The sequence below is a fragment of the Nitrososphaerota archaeon genome (assembly GCA_029785825.1).
In the GTDB taxonomy this organism is placed as follows: Archaea; Thermoproteota; Nitrososphaeria; order Nitrososphaerales; family Gagatemarchaeaceae; genus UBA183.
This window is the reverse complement of record JAFLYY010000001.1, coordinates 532,744-547,396: the sequence shown is the minus strand read 5'-3', so window position 1 is coordinate 547,396 and position 14,653 is coordinate 532,744. Positions and strand designations below refer to the sequence as shown.

Here is a 14,653-nt window from a genome sequence, read left to right as displayed (position 1 = left end):
CTAGAGGGCCCCCAGAAGGACGTCGATCAGCTTGATTCCCAGGAACGGGACTACCACCCCCCCGACACCGTAGATGAGCACGTTCCTCAGGAAGATGGTCATGGTGTCAGACGGTCTGAACGCGACCCCACGCATCGCCAATGGGATGAGCATCGGGATGATGATGGCGTTGAAGATCAGGGCGGAGAGGACGGCGGTGTGCACGCCTAGCCCGAGAATGTTGAGAGAATGCAGGGCAGGGAGGGTGGCGGCGAACATCACAGGGAGGATCGCGAAGTACTTCGCGACGTCGTTGGAGATGCTGAAAGCCGTGACGGCGCCTCTCGTCATGAGCAGCTGCTTCCCCAGCAGCACCACGTCTATGATCTTGGCAGGGTTGGACTCCAGGTCGACCATGTTCGCCGCCTCCTTGGCCGCTTCCGTCCCCGAATTCATCGCGAGCCCGACGTCCGCGGCTGCCAGTGCCGGGGCGTCGTTGGTCCCGTCGCCGATCATGGAGACCACCCGGGTCTGCGCCTGTTCTTTCTTTACGATGTTGAACTTGTCTTCCGGCTTGGCTTGCGGTATGAACTCATCAATGCCCACCTCGGACGCGATGCTCTTCGCCGTGAGCGGCTGGTCCCCCGTGATCATGACCGGCCTGATCCCCATCGCCTTGACCGCGTCTATCTTCTCCTTTGTCCCCTCCTTCAGCACGTCCTTGAGCCTGATGAGCCCGATCACCTGGTGGTCTCTGGCCACTGCCATGGGGGTGTCCCCGGCAGAGGAGATCTTCTCGACGAGGCCGGGGAACTCCTCTGGGATGCTGAACCCGACCTTCGTGAACGAGTCTGGCGCCCCCTTGACGATCTCGCTCTCCTCGCCCGAGAGGTGCATCCCGCGGTCGCTGGCGTCTTCCACGAAGAACTTCCTGCGCACCCTCTGCATGCTCCCCTTCGGCAGGACGAAGCTGGAGCCGAAGTGTATCTTGACCCCGCTCGTTCGCGTGTTGGCGGAGAAGTCGTAGACCTCCGAAAGGGCGAGGGCGTTGAGTTCCCGCGGGACATACCCCCTTTCGTATGCTACGCTGATGACGCTCCGCCCCTCAGGCGTGTCGTCGAACCAGGAAGAGAGGAAGGCCGCCTCGCCCACTTCCCTTTCGGTGTGCCCGCCCAAGGGGATGATCTCCACGACGTGCCTGTTCCCCACCGTTATCGTCCCTGTCTTGTCCAAGAGGATTACGTCCGTGTCTCCTGCCGTCTCTATCGCCTTCCCCGACTTCGCCACCACCTTCCGCTCGTAAAGGCGGGTTATCCCCGAGAGCCCGATGGCAGGAAGGAGGGCCCCTATGGTGGTCGGCAGCAGACAGACGTACAGGGCTATCAGGACGGAGAGGTCTGTGTTCAGCCCCAGCTCCACCGAGAGCCCCAGCATCGAGAGGATGATTATCGTGAAGATGGCCGTGAGCCCGAATAGGACCATGGTGATGGCGGCCTCGTTCGGGGTCTTGGGGCGTTTGGACGACTCGACCAGGTGCACCATCTGGTCAAGATAGCTCTCGCCCGGGTTCGCGGTTATCCTCGCGGTCATAGTGTCGCTCACGACGGTGGATCCGCCGATCAGGCTGTCCCCGGGGGACTTGCGGACAGGGGCGGACTCCCCGGTCACCAGCGACTCGTCCACCATCGCGATCCCTTCGAGGACCTCGCCGTCCGTAGGGACCACGTCTCCCTTGTCGAGCCTTACGAGGTCTCCTTTCAGCAGGGTTCTGGAGGTAGCAGGGACCACCTTCCTCTCCCACCCTTCCGTCACCACCTTCTTGACGGGGACCTCGGTCTCCAGCCGCTTCAGGCTGCTGGCCGTGTTCTTCGCCTGCTGTTCCGCCAGCGAGTCTGAGAGGGTGCTGAACCAGACCGTGACCAGCAGGATCGCCGCCACCTGGACGTAGAAGACCCGCTCGGCGGGGCTGGCGACGGGGATGAACGCGTAGGGGTCCACGGCCATCGCCGTGACCACGAAGAAGGTCAGCTCTACGACGAACATGACCGGATTGCCGAGCAGTGCGACGGGGCTGAGCCTCACTACGGAGTCCGAGAGGGTCTTCGCTGTGAGGGCCGACGGCCGCCTCGGGAGCTTGACCCTTCCGAGGACCCTGTCGAGCCTGGGGACGCGACTAGCCAAGGAAATTCACCAGGCCTTGGAAGTAGGTCAGGATGGGCCCCAGCATCAGGAAGGGGAGGAAGGTCAAGACCGCGAGCAGGAGGATGCTCCCTATCAGCACCAAGGAGAACGACCCGCTGTCCGTGCGGAGGGTCTGGGATTCAGACCTCTTCCTCCCTATCATCGAGCCCGAGAGCGCAAGGAGGACCATGATTGGAGCGAACCGTCCCACGAAGATGACCACCGCCGTGGCGACGTTGAAGAAGGGGGTGTTGGCCGCGGCCCCCAAGAAGTCAGACCCGTTGTTGGCAGCCGATGATGTGAACTCGTAGAGGATCTGGGTGAACCCGACCGACGCCGGGAGCGACGAGAACCCCGGGATGGCGTTCACGGCCTTCGTGGCGTAGGCCAGCACGGTCGGGACGAGTATGATCACCGGATGGATGAAGAAAGCGACCATGACAAGCTTCACGTCCCGGGCGGCGATCTTCGCCCCGAGGTACTCGGGGGTCCTGCCGGTCATCAGACCGACGACGAAGACCGTGATGACCACGTACATTATCAGGTACATGACCCCGATCCCCTCTCCCCCGGGGGTCGCCTGGATCACCATCCCCATGAAGGCCGACAGGATCGCCAGGGGGTTGTTTCCCGCGAGAGAAGAGTTCACTGACCCCGTCGTGACGGCGGTCGTGACGACCGTCCAGAAGGTGGAGAAGAAGGCCCCGAACCTGGTCTCGATCCCAGGGCCGACGGCCGCCACATTGGGGACGAATGCGATAACCAGGTCGATGGCGAGCAGGCCGTAGGACGCGATGAGGATGGGGAGGGTCTCCCTTTTCTTCCCGACCAGTTCCCCGAAGGCGAAGACGAGGGTCGTCGGCAAGAGGAGCATCAGGTAGATCTGGAGGACGTCTGTCGCAGGGGTCGGGTTCTGGAACGGATAGGCCGAGTTCGCCCCGAAGTAGCCGCCGCCGTTGGTCCCTATCTGCATGATCGACACCAGGGAGGCCACGGGGCCGACCAGGAGCCTCTGGGTAGCCCCTTCCACCGTCTTCACTGTGATGTACCCGCCCAGGGTCTGCGGGACGCCGAGGGCGACCAGGACCACGGCAGCGACCAAGCAGAGAGGAAGGAGGATCCTAGAGATGACGCGCACGAAGTCGACGTAGAAGTTCCCCATGTCGGCTGACCCCCGCTTGAACCCTCTCACCATGGCCGCCATCACGCAGACCCCGGTCGCGGCAGAGGTGAACTGCAGGAACTGGATCGCCCCCATCTGGGAGAAGTATGAGAGCGTGCTCTCCCCCGCGTAGTGCTGGAGGTTGGTGTTGGAGGCGAAGGAGACGACGGTGTTGAGGGCGAGGTCCCAGTTCATCCCCGGGAACCCCTGAGGGTTGAGGGGGAGGGCTCCCTGGCCCACCAGGACGAGGAATGCTATGGCCATCTGGGCTATGTTGAGAAGGAGAGCCGCGAAGAAGTACTGCTTCCACCCCATGCCGGACGACGGGTCCGTCCCGATCAGTCTGTAGAGCCTTTTTTCGAGCGGGCCAAGGAACCTGTCAAGGAAGGTGGGTGCCCCTGTGAGGACCCTGACCACGTAGGGCGCAAGCGCCCACCCCGACCCGAGGGCGACGCCCAGGACGGCGACAACCACGAACGCCTGTAGCGCGTCTATCAACTATCTCAGGTTCCATCGCGGCTCCGGTGCCTCTGATGAGAATCTTTCGCCGGGCGCCTAGCGCCCTGACGCCTTGGGTTTGGAGTCCCCGTTGAATCTCGGCCCTTTGTGGGTGTAGAGCACGATGGCGCTCACGGTGCTCTTTACCCCCCGGATCTTGAGAATCCTGTTCTTCAGTATGTCCCGGAACTCTTCGATGTCCCCCGCGGACACCAGGGTCACTATGTCGAACTCTCCGGTGACCTCATAGAGCTCTTCCACGTTGGGGATTTTAGACAGAGCCTGGACCACGTCGTCCATGGCAGGGGAGTCGACGAAGATGTCCACGAAAGCTAGCATGCGCGTCATAGAGGGTCAGAACCTTGGCCGCGGCCTCTCCGGTCGCGATATATACGTTACTGGAGCCCGCTTGACGCCTGCCCTCGACGAGGGATAAATACGAAGGACCGGTCCCCGGACCGTTGGACCCCCTGATTTGGGCCGCCGTCTTCATACTGGTCATTTCGTTCCTTGCTAACGTCTCCCCTTTCGTGGGCGGGTCATACACCCTGATCGCAACGCTTCAACTGATACTCATCGGCTTTTCCCCGACCGCCTTCTTGGTCGTGGTGGTGGCGTCTGCTGTGGGGGCGACAGCCGCCAAGCTGGTCATCTATTTCGGCGCCTTCGGGCTCAAGAAGTACATCGTCAGGAACAAGAACGTGCGGCTGTTCGCAAGATACACGTCGAACTGGGGGCTGTATGCGGTCCTCTTCGTGGCCGCTTTCGTTCCGGTCTTTCCGTTTGACGACTACATGTTCGTCGGAGCAGGGGCGACGTCCACGTCGCTCGGCCTGATGTCGACTGTCACATTGGGCGCGAAGCTCCTCAAGAGCGCGGCCGAGATCGGCCTGGAGTTCACCGTCCTGAGAGGGGTGTCAGAGGTCCTCGGAGCCAACCAGCTGTGGGTCACGGCGGCCCTCGCGGTCGTCTTCATCCTCATCGGAGCGGTCCTGTTCAAGGTGGACTGGGAGGGGATCCTCAGAAGAGCAGGGGTGAAAATCCCTGATGAACTCCAGCCTGCCGACACTCCGGCCAAAGCGTTATAGTTTCAGGGTCAGGCCGGCTTGTCACCGCGGGGGTCGCCCAGCCTGGTCAACGGCGCGAGGCTTAGGACCTCGTCCCTTAGGGGTTCGTGGGTTCGAATCCCACCCCCCGCACTCGCTTCTTCTCTCTCTCTCTCGTTTGTGCCTGTTCCTGTTCCTGCCTGCGCCTGCCCGTGTGCGTGTGTGTGCCCGCGCGAGAGACCGAGAGAGACCGCCTGAGAGAGCCCGGGAGGGCGCGTGAGTGTGTATGAAGAGAGGTCACCCCTTGTCCCTTACGCTTAAATCGAACAGGACGATTTTTGGAAGACATGGTCAAGAGGTTCAGCATAATCAATTTCAAAGGAGGCGTGGGGAAGACAACTCTAGCCTTCAATGTAGCTTGTAAGCTCTCTAAGACAGACGGCTCTCGTGTGCTCCTTTGCGATGTGGATCATCAAAGCAGCCTTTCCATCGTATGCATGAGAAGGCGAAAATGGGATGAAGCTGTCGAACAACACAAGACCATCAACAGAGTATTCACTCACATGACGAAATCAGGGCAGCCGATGCCTGGGCGTGAAATCATTCACAAACCCCATCCAGGTCTAGAGAGGCTATACCCCACATTGGACATAGTGCCATCCGAACTGGCACTCGATGAGACGGAAATTGATCTCAGTGGAACTACTGTGGGTAACGCTGTCGAGTCGGACTGGCGGCGGAGGACGCTAATCTGCGAGTGGCTTGAGACGAACGGAATCCACCGTGATTACGAATACATAATTTTTGACTGCCCTCCGGCCACAAAGATAGTAACGCAGAATGCCTTGGCGGCCTCCCATGGCTACTTGGTCCCAACAATACCCGATGCGGTTTCGGTAAGGGGCACACCGCATCTAACGAATCAGATGATGAGCAAGATTGAGGATCAACTTAGGGACTACTCTGGTCTGTTAAGGACCAAAGGTTACAAGCTTGTCTCAACATACGTTCCAACACGTGCATTCATTGGAATCGTCATCACCAGAATCCAGACCTCCCGTGGGGCGAGCGGCTGGACCAACGACGCCACGGAGAATCTTGCAGCCTTGAGGGGACAATACCCAGGGAATGAGATTATCGAACCTCTCATCAAAGACGGGGTGGGAGTGAGCGAGTCTCTTACGAGGGGATTCCCTGTCTATCACTACCCTCGGGAACAAAACATTGGAGGGCAGGGGTTTCCGAGGGTATTCTCTGAAGTTACGGCAGAGATCAAGAGGAGAGTCGATGCCATTTGAGCCCAGACAGTAGGGATGGCGCATCCTCGGGTTCGGTCTCGCCTGAACCACCGGTCAGAGTTGCTCGTCTGCTAAAGACACTAGGAGCAGCAAGGCAGTTCTTGAAAGCCATGTCTCCGAATTCTGCCGACGAATTGAGGCAATTGGACTTTCTCATCAGAACGCTGAGACCCTACAGCGGGCTAACCTTGGATAAGTTAGCGGATATGCTCGACACCGCACGCAAGGCTTCCCGAAGTCCAAACAGCCAGATTGGGAATGTTAGTCTGTCCCAATTGATGGACCCCATATTGCGTGGACAGCTTGGCCGAGAGGCGCTGGCATCTGCGGCTCAAAGAGAGCTCGGGATATCAAAGTGGAGGCTTCTAAAAGCCGATAGAAATCAGATGGATGAGATAATAGAGAATGCGATAGAGAACAGAAGGACTCTAGATACCATCGCAAGACGAGCATCTTCGAAGTAAAATATAGGGAGGGGAGCTTTCGCTCCCCCTCTTGTCTGTATTATGCCAAATGCTATTGATATCTGGAACTAGTCGTCCTTTGCGTATTCATCGTTGTTGGGGTTCTCTTGGTCCGCGTGGTTGTCTGCGTCGTATTCCTCTTTTGTTTTATCCGGGTCGTCATCCTTGTGGCTGCTCATTTCCTTCCCTTCGCCTTGTTCGCCGCAATCTGTCTGCTCCTGTTGTCGAGCATCGCCTGATGCGCCTGTGAATTGGGGTCGTGGATTTGCGCTTTGTGATCCATGGCGGCTTTGTACTCTGCTGAGGTGTCGTTCCATCTGTCTGATTTCTGGTCGTTTGGAGTCCGCTGTTTGCCTTCAGTCAAGGCAGTCTGTTTGCGGGCGGCTCGCCTAATAAGCGTTCAAGGGTCTCTGCTCACTTTCGCGAAAGCCTCCCGCTCAGAAACTCGGTTCGAAACGTGTCCTGCCTTATAGACCAGAAACGGAAACTTTGGTTTCATGCGCAGCCAAAAGGCAGTGACGATGAAGTATCTTGCCGACATTGCAGGAATCAACCCGGGCCTTGTGAGAAAGTACGTCAAGGCGCTTCGAGAACTGGTTGGTGATTATCTCCCTGCAGCCCAAGAGGGGTTCCCTAATGAGTGAGCCAAAAGAAGCAGGAGAGGACGACAAGTACGAGTACTACGTCATCCACGACGGGCTGGAGATTTCACACTTCCTGAGGAGGCCGAAGGGGGTCCACCCCTCGATTAGGTGCGAGAACTGCGACTGAAGGCTAGAGCCTGAAGACCTTCTTGGCCAGCCTCCTGAGAGGCGAGCTGTGCGAGACCTTCATGTGTTCATCGAACTCCTCGGCGGCGTCCGTGACACATCCGCACTTCGGGCAAACGAACACGGGTTTATCTCCGCGCCCATATCTGCACGCCGTTGGTGCAGAGGACAGACCTCGCGCGCGACCTGCCAGCGATCATGTTACTGAGCATCGTGAGCAGGTTGCGTTTGGTGATGTAGCATCCGCACTTGCACCTCCCCGTGAACCAGGGGTCCACCACAAAATAGTGCCGCCTGCAGTTGTGCGAGCACATTACATTTTCACTCCTACTTCCTTCAGTCTTGTCGAAATGAAGCCCCACTTCATTCTATGCCCCTTTACCTGAGCGAGGTGGCGGCAGTTCCCGAGCTTCTTCCGCTTCCAAACCCTCGGGCAACTGCACATGATGTCGGCCCTCCTCCAGTGGGGGACTCTGTGGCCATACTCAATCAACAGAATGGGATAAGTCGCTCCAGCAAGGATACGGCTCATGTTGGCCAGCTCCCGCGACTTGTCGCTCCCGAGGAATGTCTGCAAAGCCGAGATGTTTGCCCAGGTCTGTTTCTTCTTGAGCCGGAGGAATGTATGATAATGGTGGGGCCTTTCTGCAACGATAACAATCTTGGTGACGAGTGGGAGCACCAGATACAGCCTTGAGAGAAAGACCCGAAAAGAGGAATCAGAATCATGGTCGAGCATTGCCTCGTTCTGCCTGGCGAAATAGGTCCGTCTCAGACTCTATCTCCTCCTTTGCCTTCTCACCCAGCGACCAGTCCGCATGTCTCTGTAGCGCACCACCTTGTGGCCGAAGATCCTTACCACTTCTCTCCTGATTGTTGGTCTCCTCTTGGCAAACCTCTGCCTCTCAGGAGTCCTCTGCAGAGCTTCCCAGATTTCCCTCTCGTTGGTCTTGGCCGTCCCATATTCGCGCCAATACATCTCGAACCATACCACCTGCTTGCGGGTGAGCACTCCAGACGGGCCACCGAAGAACCGCTCTAGCTCGGGAAGGGCATCTGGAAAAGGCTCGCTGATGAGCCCGTCAATCTTGTCCCTGGCTTCCCGTTTGAAGTCGTCAATGTTTGTCATGGCGGGTGGTCGCAGCCTTCCCCTTGGGAGCTGGCTTGGTGCGCTCCTTCGTCTTCTTGGTGGCGTGGTCTTCATTCTTAGTGGAGTCGGTCCCCTTGGTGGAGGCAGTCCCGACTGAACTTGCAGAGGATGTCGTGTCTGCCTCCTTGGAGGGAGCTTCCGTCTGGTCCAGATACTCCTTGGCTAGCCTGCGGGCCTCAAGGGTCTTTGATCTTCTCGACCTCCTCGGGGCTCATGGCTCCCTCGCTCCTCCCCACCTTCTTGCGCGGAGGGAAATCCTTGGTGACGCTGTCTACTGCCTCCCTGAGCTGTAGCGTCACCGCGCGGACAAACCTGTTCACGGTCTCGCGTTTGTATCCTCTGCTTTCGAGGAACTCCCGCACCTCATTGATTGTCCATTCTCCCTTGCGCACCTTCTTGGCCATGGAGCCGATGAACCAGAGGTTCTCCTGGATGACCCAGTGGGCTTGTGGGATCTCCACCCCCGAGCCCGCGAAGCTGTCCAGGGTGGCGTCTACTTCCTTCTGTTCTTCTTCCATATCCTGATCGCCACAATCGAATATTCTCTACACTTGTAGTAGTTCGACTCTGGGTGCATGTCCTGGACGATGGCGATGACTTTCTTGAGGTCCCTGGGGTTGGTCTCGTCCAGGTCTCTCAGCCTGTGTTTTCTCAGTTCCTCGACGATATCGTCGATGAGATACTTCCGTTTCCTGGCCGCCACCGATAAGAATCCGGCAGCTGGGTCAGGTTCTGTTTCTGCATTCACTTTAGCCATTGTGAATGTAGGAAGGGCCCAAATGGCTAAACGATAGATAGTTTATTGGACTACCAGTATCATCCGATGAAAAAAGTTGGCTGGAAGCCTAGCGACTGGAACAGATACATTGATTTCGTCAAGTCCCAAAGCCAATACAAAATACTCAAGTCTCTTTACGAAGAAAAGGAATTCGATTTCATGACCTACAAAGAGCTTATGCAAGTAACGGGTCTTTACTCACTGTCGCTCACCAGGAATCTCAAGGAGCTTTGCCAGAGTGACCCAGCGAAAGTCGCCCTCGTGCAGGAGTTGAAACTGGCCAAGAGACCAGAATCCATCACGGCGGGTCAGTATCGTAAGATTCTGTCGGAGCTGGACGAACCTACAATTGTTATGACCAAGTTTGGGGTCTACAAGCTGCGTCCTCAAATGCGAAGGCGGTTTGATGAGATGGGCGGCGTTGGTGTTCTGAGGCCATTGGGGGTAAAGCGCCCTCGGTCACACACACGAATGTCCATGCGTGATGACGAGAGGTCTTGAGTCGTGCGGCCATTATACATAGACACCGAAGTCGTCAGCCTGAGCATCAAAGATCACTCCTTGGTCGTCATGGACAGGAAGGACGAGAAGGTCATCGAGGAGTTCAGGCCGAGAGAGATCCCATACGACAGCATCGTAATTCAGCGGGGCCAGGGCTGGATTTCCTTGGCTGCAATCAACTGGCTTGTCGTCCACAACGTTAGCGTGACAGTCCTGAACTGGAAGGGGAACGTGCTGGCACAGCTTCTTCCTGACGAGCCTACCTCAAACGAGTTGAGGGTCGCACAGTATCAGAGCTACCTTGACCAGGGCAAACGCCTGAAGATCGCCAGGTCCATCATAGAAGCAAAGGAAAAGCGATAGCAGGAGTTCCTCAGCAGCCTCGCCAAGAACCACCCCGTGAGGGTTCCAGTCATCCCTCCTTTCACACAATCAAGGCTCGGCGACATGGACTACCTCAGAGGCCACGAAGCAGGGTATGCGATTGAATACTTCAGGCAGATTCAGAGAGTGTCCAACAAGCTTGGGTTCGAGTTCAGGGGCAGAACCAGCACCGAGCACAACCAGAAAGCTCCTGACTTCGTCAACGCGCTGATGAACTACTCCTATGCCCTCCTGCAGACCTACGTCAGGCGGGCGACCAACGCCATGGGCTTGGACAACTCCATCCCCTTCGTCCACGCGATGGGGAACAGCAGGGGGCTAGTCTACGACTTGATGGAGCTGTGGCGGACCAACTCAGATTATGCGGTGATTCAGACCTTGGAACAACTCAATGCCAAGGACAGGAACCACTTCCTGACTGATACTTACGAAGCCATGTTGTCTCAGAGGACGATCAGCCTGCTCTTCATGAACTTCAAGCTCGGCCTGAAGCTAGAGGAGATCATCCAGAACACGCGGAGGTTCGCTAATTTCCTCCTAGGGAGGAACCAGAACATGGAGTTCGTGCTGAGGCCAGTCAAGGTCAAAGAGGCGTTCGAGAAGGACACTGTAAAGGAGATGATCCTCACGAAGTCGCATCGTGAGCTCGGGATGGCTAAATCCACGCTTTGGTATCAGAAGAAGCGCCTAGAGGAAACCGGGTCAGTCAGACTTTACGAGAAGACCAGGCAATTCTTCCAGTGATTAGTTGGATTCACTTCTCTTCCTATCCAAGCGGTCATCCCGATAAATCTCTGAAAGAAGGTCTGATTTGGCCTTGGGTGTAAGTTGGAACAAGGCGCGGAGCGAGAAGTTGGGTTCAATCCTCAGGTCGTCACCGATACTCCACGGCAAGGTTACCCCTAGGTCTGGATGTTTCTCGGCATCCCAAAGGAACTTCACTCTGATACGATAGGGGTACTTGTACGAGTCTAGCCTGTCAGTCTGATAGATGCTAGACTGGACTCGGCAGTGACCAATGACCTTGGCGATATCTCCTGGGGCGAACACAAATAGGTCATCGCCCGGACGAATTAGGTTCAACCTGCTTGCATCGCGCTTGCTGACGCCGTAAATTCCCATGCCCTTCATCTTCCTCAGATTTCCGGGCTTACTTACGCACAACCAGCCTTTGCTATTTTGCTTGGGCGATCTTACGTCATAAACCCTAGGATTTGGCAGGTTGACCAACCCAACCTTTGACGCACAAGCTAGATGGCGCACTTTCCCGCTACGATTACCCTGTTTGAGAACAACCCACTCACCTTGCACTATTGCCTTTCCACATGTGTAACACACTACCTTGCCTTTCCTTTGAAGTCTTGCCAATCGTCCCGAGTCAATGAGATATACGCGGTCACTTGGGTTCAGGCCACTGTTGACTCTCAGGAAGCGGTCGTCAATTGGCAATGAATCAATGCATCAACTATGCCCCTCAATAAGCTCTGATTCGCTATGTAACTTGCCCACTACTGAGTTCGGCGTCTTCTGGATATCAACATCCCAAAACCTGACTACCTTGAAACCTCTCTTTCTCAACTCCGCCGTTACACGGCGATCTCTCTGCCTGTTTGCATTGATATGCGAAACCCAATAATCGGAATTACGACCCAACAGCAGTTTGCGGCGTAGTCGGCCCCAATTCTTACCATGCCAAAAACTGCTATCGCAAAAGACGGCAATTCGGTCCTCCACTAAGAAGTCGGGCTTTCCGAAAAGGTTCGGATACATCTGATATCTCAAACCCGATTTGGCGAGGATTTTCTTCATCCTAATATCCAGCCTGCTGTACTTGCCCCTTATCCTAGACATGACATCGCTTCGCTTTTCAGGTGAGAAGATGTCACGCCTTTTCGGTTCCATACGAGGCTCACATGGCACTTCGGCCTATTAATTCACGACATTATACTGTGTACCACGCGCTTGCAGGCTTTCTGTGTGGTTCGAAATGCTCAAGAGACCGGTCTTCACGGCCGTGTTCTTCATATTGGAAAAGGAACACAACCTACTTCAGTTATTGGTCAAAGCTACTGTGTCCGTGATTAGGGAGTCCAGATTCAGCGGACTAGGTGCCAAGAAGATACCCACAGATGTGGATGGACTTCTGCGGTTCCTCGACGAGAATTCGATGACAGAGTATGTCTTGGCTGAGGCCGCACTCGACATCCACCAAGGGGGAAAGTCTGGAAGTTCAAAGCGGAATTCCATTGAGTTCAACGTAAACAGTTCGCGATCTTCATCCGAATTGCTGTATACTCAGAACTCAGCGGCTAGATGGGGTCTGGACGCCACCACAATAAAGAATTGCCTTATCGGCGCTAGCAGGGTTACGGAAAGACTGCAGGTTTTCTCTTCGCTGTATGAGTTCGACCTCTTCGAGTTGCTAGGTCTCAGGAACCTGAGTGCTTTAATGGGCGAAATCTTCGCAAAACAGGTATTACTGGCGCACAGGGACAAATTCCTGAAGAATCAGAACCAAGACGGCTACCCAGACCTTTGTGCTCTCACTCCCGAGAGCAGGACATACTTGAAGAAGCTAACTGATTCGAGAGGTAAGATTAACACAGACAAGAGGTACTGGAGTCCATATCCTTACGGGGGAGTCGAAGTCAAAGCGACTTGCGGGAACACTCCCGTGGCGAGCATCAAACCAAAGCCGGCAATCGGCATGTCAAGAATCGAGACGGGGCTCGTCAGCGCAGAGTGGAAGGCTCATCATCGCGAGACCAAGAGTCTACTTGGTGTGTATTGGGACTTCGTAGAAACATTGCCCACATTCCTCGCCGCCTTCTATCGGAATGACCTGACTGTTGACGATTGGGGCAATATGGTCGTTCCCAGAGAGGACAGCCATGCTACGAGCGTCTCCGTAATGAAGAGGAGCGGCGTTAAGAGAATGGGCGAAGGCTGGATGGTGCTGCCGAAAGACGATTTCTATCTCAAGCCTCTTTCCGAAGTGTTTGGAGTTCCGAAGCCTGTGCCTGTTTGAGTTAGCTCAGCTTCGACTGTGTTATTTTGCTTCTTCGCACCAAACTTGTTTGACCTTCGCTAAGGTTCAAGAGGTGTCGACCAAGAAGTTCGAAGAATCTGGGCGGCACGCTTTCGCCGATAACATCGGCTATGAGGGTATCAGGCGCAGCATCTGAAATCCTCCCTTGTCTGCTTCTGAAAGGTCCCCAAGAGTAATGATAGTCAGCAATAGTATGGATTACAAGCGCTTCTGCTAGGGAGAGAACCCTGTTCTGGAAAGGATGCACCTTGTTGTCAGATGAGACATAGAAGAGATTACGAGTCAGCGCTGGGACTGGAAGGTCGGGCTCCATTCGTTTGTATGCGCTTGTGTAACCAGACATTATTCGCATCTTGCCGTCGACCCCAATGGTGTAAGGCCTAGGGAGGAGACTACCACACTTCTCGCAATACAAAGGAGTGTCCTTCTTCGCTTGATTGATACCCTCATGATTCCGTTCTGCCCCATGAGCCCTATTGAGTTGATACATGCATGATGGATTGATGCATTGGTTGTCAAATGCAGATGCACCTGGGGGCGCGTACTTGATCCAGTTGTACTTCTTGGGGTCCATTACCGCTACTCTATGGAAGGGAATAGTCTTGTCTGAAGCAGTGTCTTCGCCCTTTGCATCAAGCTGGGGGAATCGCGATAGGACATCCTTCGCTGTAATCCAATGCCCAAGTCCAGGCTTGGGTTTTGCCGAGTGGGTCGGAGCGGGCAATAGCGATACACCTCGTTCGTAAGCTGCAGCAGCATTCTCGTCTCTGGTGTAGATAGTAATCAGTCGCTTTCGGCGCTCAGGAATTCCGTAGTCCGCGAATTCCACATCGTAGGCTTCTCCCGAGTAAGTCCGCCCTAACGCCTTTCTGATTACGTCTAGAATCAATCCTGCTTCGCCATTTTCGACTTCGATCACCGTGTTACGCATCTCGCAGACGTTCTCAAAGACGACGAACTGAGGTTTCAGCGCAGAGATGATTTCGAGCGCAGGAAGGATAAGCCGATTTCTTGGGTCAAGCTTTGGCCGCTTCCCCTCTCGTATCCTTCGAAGAAGTGTTCCTTGACCACTCTTCGACATCCCTTGACAAGGGGCAGTGCACACCGCAAGAAACGGGTTCTCGCCAGGGCCCAAGGTTTTCCTTGTGACATCGACGAATTCATTCTTGCACTCCCATATGTTTTGCGAGATTACCTTAGTGTCCGGGAAATTCAACTTTGCAAGTTGAGCCCGGTCGGCATCGATTTCGCACATAGTCGTGTAAGTGTAACCTGCGGCTCGAAAACCAGTATCTCCAATCGCACCACCCGTGAACAAGCTTACGGCCTGTTTCATTGACGTCGATTCACCAAGCCTTCAGGTGCTTTAAGCGTCTCCCTGCTAACAAGGGAA

The 14,653-nt window shown here is 55.6% G+C and carries 20 protein-coding genes and 1 tRNA gene; 9 read left to right on the top strand and 12 right to left on the bottom strand.

Features of this window, described 5'->3' with window-relative positions; translation table 11 throughout:
- The 3 genes from kdpB to JRN21_03020 are packed head-to-tail and all read right to left on the bottom strand — an operon-like array spanning window position 1 to window position 4,168.
- A complete protein-coding gene (gene kdpB / locus JRN21_03030) occupies window positions 1-2,160 on the bottom strand; it encodes a potassium-transporting ATPase subunit KdpB (protein MDG6988279.1) in 2,160 nt (719 codons plus the stop codon).
- Window positions 2,153-3,820, bottom strand: coding sequence for a potassium-transporting ATPase subunit A (kdpA, locus tag JRN21_03025; protein ID MDG6988278.1), 1,668 nt, complete (start codon window positions 3,818-3,820; stop codon window positions 2,153-2,155). The genes kdpB and kdpA overlap by 8 nt, the downstream gene beginning before the upstream one ends.
- Window positions 3,821-3,877: 57 nt before the next feature.
- Complete coding sequence (locus tag JRN21_03020; GenBank protein ID MDG6988277.1) at window positions 3,878-4,168, bottom strand: Lrp/AsnC ligand binding domain-containing protein; 291 nt, start codon at window positions 4,166-4,168, stop codon at window positions 3,878-3,880.
- Between the two features lie 113 nt (window positions 4,169-4,281).
- Here JRN21_03020 and JRN21_03015 point away from each other — a divergent pair, with 113 nt between their 5' ends.
- From JRN21_03015 to JRN21_03000, 4 genes are all read left to right on the top strand, one after another.
- Window positions 4,282-4,908 (top strand): hypothetical protein, encoded by a 627-nt coding sequence (locus JRN21_03015; protein MDG6988276.1) that lies wholly within the window; start codon window positions 4,282-4,284, stop codon window positions 4,906-4,908.
- 26 nt (window positions 4,909-4,934) lie between these two features.
- Window positions 4,935-5,019 (top strand) — tRNA-Leu (locus tag JRN21_03010).
- Window positions 5,020-5,213: 194 nt separating this feature from the next.
- Window positions 5,214-6,164, top strand: a complete 951-nt coding sequence (locus JRN21_03005) for a ParA family protein (protein MDG6988275.1) — start codon at window positions 5,214-5,216, stop codon at window positions 6,162-6,164.
- A complete protein-coding gene (locus JRN21_03000) occupies window positions 6,161-6,628 on the top strand; it encodes a hypothetical protein (GenBank protein MDG6988274.1) in 468 nt (155 codons plus the stop codon). Before JRN21_03005 ends, JRN21_03000 begins: the two co-directional genes overlap by 4 nt.
- Before the next feature lie 175 nt (window positions 6,629-6,803).
- On the opposite strand, the gene JRN21_02995 is transcribed toward JRN21_03000, so the two are convergent.
- On the bottom strand, window positions 6,804-6,992 hold the full coding sequence (locus JRN21_02995; protein ID MDG6988273.1) for a hypothetical protein: 189 nt from the start codon (window positions 6,990-6,992) through the stop codon (window positions 6,804-6,806).
- Window positions 6,993-7,125: 133 nt separating this feature from the next.
- Here JRN21_02995 and JRN21_02990 point away from each other — a divergent pair, with 133 nt between their 5' ends.
- The gene (locus JRN21_02990) at window positions 7,126-7,272 is read left to right on the top strand and encodes a hypothetical protein (GenBank protein ID MDG6988272.1); all 147 of its coding nucleotides are present in this window, start codon (window positions 7,126-7,128) and stop codon (window positions 7,270-7,272) included.
- Between the two features lie 254 nt (window positions 7,273-7,526).
- Here JRN21_02990 and JRN21_02985 read toward each other — a convergent pair whose 3' ends face one another.
- From JRN21_02985 to JRN21_02965, 5 genes are all read right to left on the bottom strand, one after another.
- Window positions 7,527-7,712 carry a hypothetical protein gene (locus tag JRN21_02985; GenBank protein MDG6988271.1) on the bottom strand — a complete coding sequence of 62 codons (186 nt, stop codon included), beginning with the start codon at window positions 7,710-7,712 and terminating at the stop codon, window positions 7,527-7,529.
- Window positions 7,712-8,137 (bottom strand): hypothetical protein, encoded by a 426-nt coding sequence (locus JRN21_02980; GenBank protein MDG6988270.1) that lies wholly within the window; start codon window positions 8,135-8,137, stop codon window positions 7,712-7,714. The genes JRN21_02985 and JRN21_02980 overlap by 1 nt, the downstream gene beginning before the upstream one ends.
- Before the next feature lie 39 nt (window positions 8,138-8,176).
- Window positions 8,177-8,527 (bottom strand): hypothetical protein, encoded by a 351-nt coding sequence (locus JRN21_02975; protein MDG6988269.1) that lies wholly within the window; start codon window positions 8,525-8,527, stop codon window positions 8,177-8,179.
- 197 nt (window positions 8,528-8,724) lie between these two features.
- Entirely contained in the window at window positions 8,725-9,066 is a 342-nt protein-coding gene (locus JRN21_02970; protein MDG6988268.1) for a hypothetical protein, read from the bottom strand.
- Entirely contained in the window at window positions 9,042-9,251 is a 210-nt protein-coding gene (locus tag JRN21_02965) for a hypothetical protein (protein MDG6988267.1), read from the bottom strand. Before JRN21_02965 ends, JRN21_02970 begins: the two co-directional genes overlap by 25 nt.
- A gap of 99 nt (window positions 9,252-9,350) precedes the next feature.
- Here JRN21_02965 and JRN21_02960 point away from each other — a divergent pair, with 99 nt between their 5' ends.
- The 3 genes from JRN21_02960 to cas1 all read left to right on the top strand — a co-directional run bounded on the left by JRN21_02960 (window position 9,351) and on the right by cas1 (window position 10,955).
- Window positions 9,351-9,827 (top strand): hypothetical protein, encoded by a 477-nt coding sequence (locus tag JRN21_02960; protein ID MDG6988266.1) that lies wholly within the window; start codon window positions 9,351-9,353, stop codon window positions 9,825-9,827.
- A gap of 3 nt (window positions 9,828-9,830) precedes the next feature.
- Window positions 9,831-10,190 (top strand): CRISPR-associated endonuclease Cas1, encoded by a 360-nt coding sequence (locus JRN21_02955; protein MDG6988265.1) that lies wholly within the window; start codon window positions 9,831-9,833, stop codon window positions 10,188-10,190.
- Between the two features lie 84 nt (window positions 10,191-10,274).
- Window positions 10,275-10,955 (top strand): CRISPR-associated endonuclease Cas1, encoded by a 681-nt coding sequence (cas1, locus tag JRN21_02950; protein ID MDG6988264.1) that lies wholly within the window; start codon window positions 10,275-10,277, stop codon window positions 10,953-10,955.
- On the opposite strand, the gene JRN21_02945 is transcribed toward cas1, so the two are convergent.
- Both JRN21_02945 and JRN21_02940 read right to left on the bottom strand, forming a co-directional pair.
- Entirely contained in the window at window positions 10,956-11,342 is a 387-nt protein-coding gene (locus JRN21_02945) for a hypothetical protein (GenBank protein ID MDG6988263.1), read from the bottom strand.
- Window positions 11,343-11,672: 330 nt separating this feature from the next.
- On the bottom strand, window positions 11,673-12,113 hold the full coding sequence (locus JRN21_02940; GenBank protein ID MDG6988262.1) for a DUF559 domain-containing protein: 441 nt from the start codon (window positions 12,111-12,113) through the stop codon (window positions 11,673-11,675).
- 664 nt (window positions 12,114-12,777) lie between these two features.
- Between JRN21_02940 and JRN21_02935 the strand changes: the two genes are divergently transcribed.
- Window positions 12,778-13,239: a bsaAI gene (locus JRN21_02935; protein MDG6988261.1), complete on the top strand. Its 462-nt coding sequence runs from the start codon at window positions 12,778-12,780 to the stop codon at window positions 13,237-13,239.
- Between the two features lies 1 nt (window position 13,240).
- Here JRN21_02935 and JRN21_02930 read toward each other — a convergent pair whose 3' ends face one another.
- Window positions 13,241-14,596 (bottom strand): DNA cytosine methyltransferase, encoded by a 1,356-nt coding sequence (locus tag JRN21_02930; GenBank protein MDG6988260.1) that lies wholly within the window; start codon window positions 14,594-14,596, stop codon window positions 13,241-13,243.
- Window positions 14,597-14,653 lie beyond the last annotated feature (57 nt).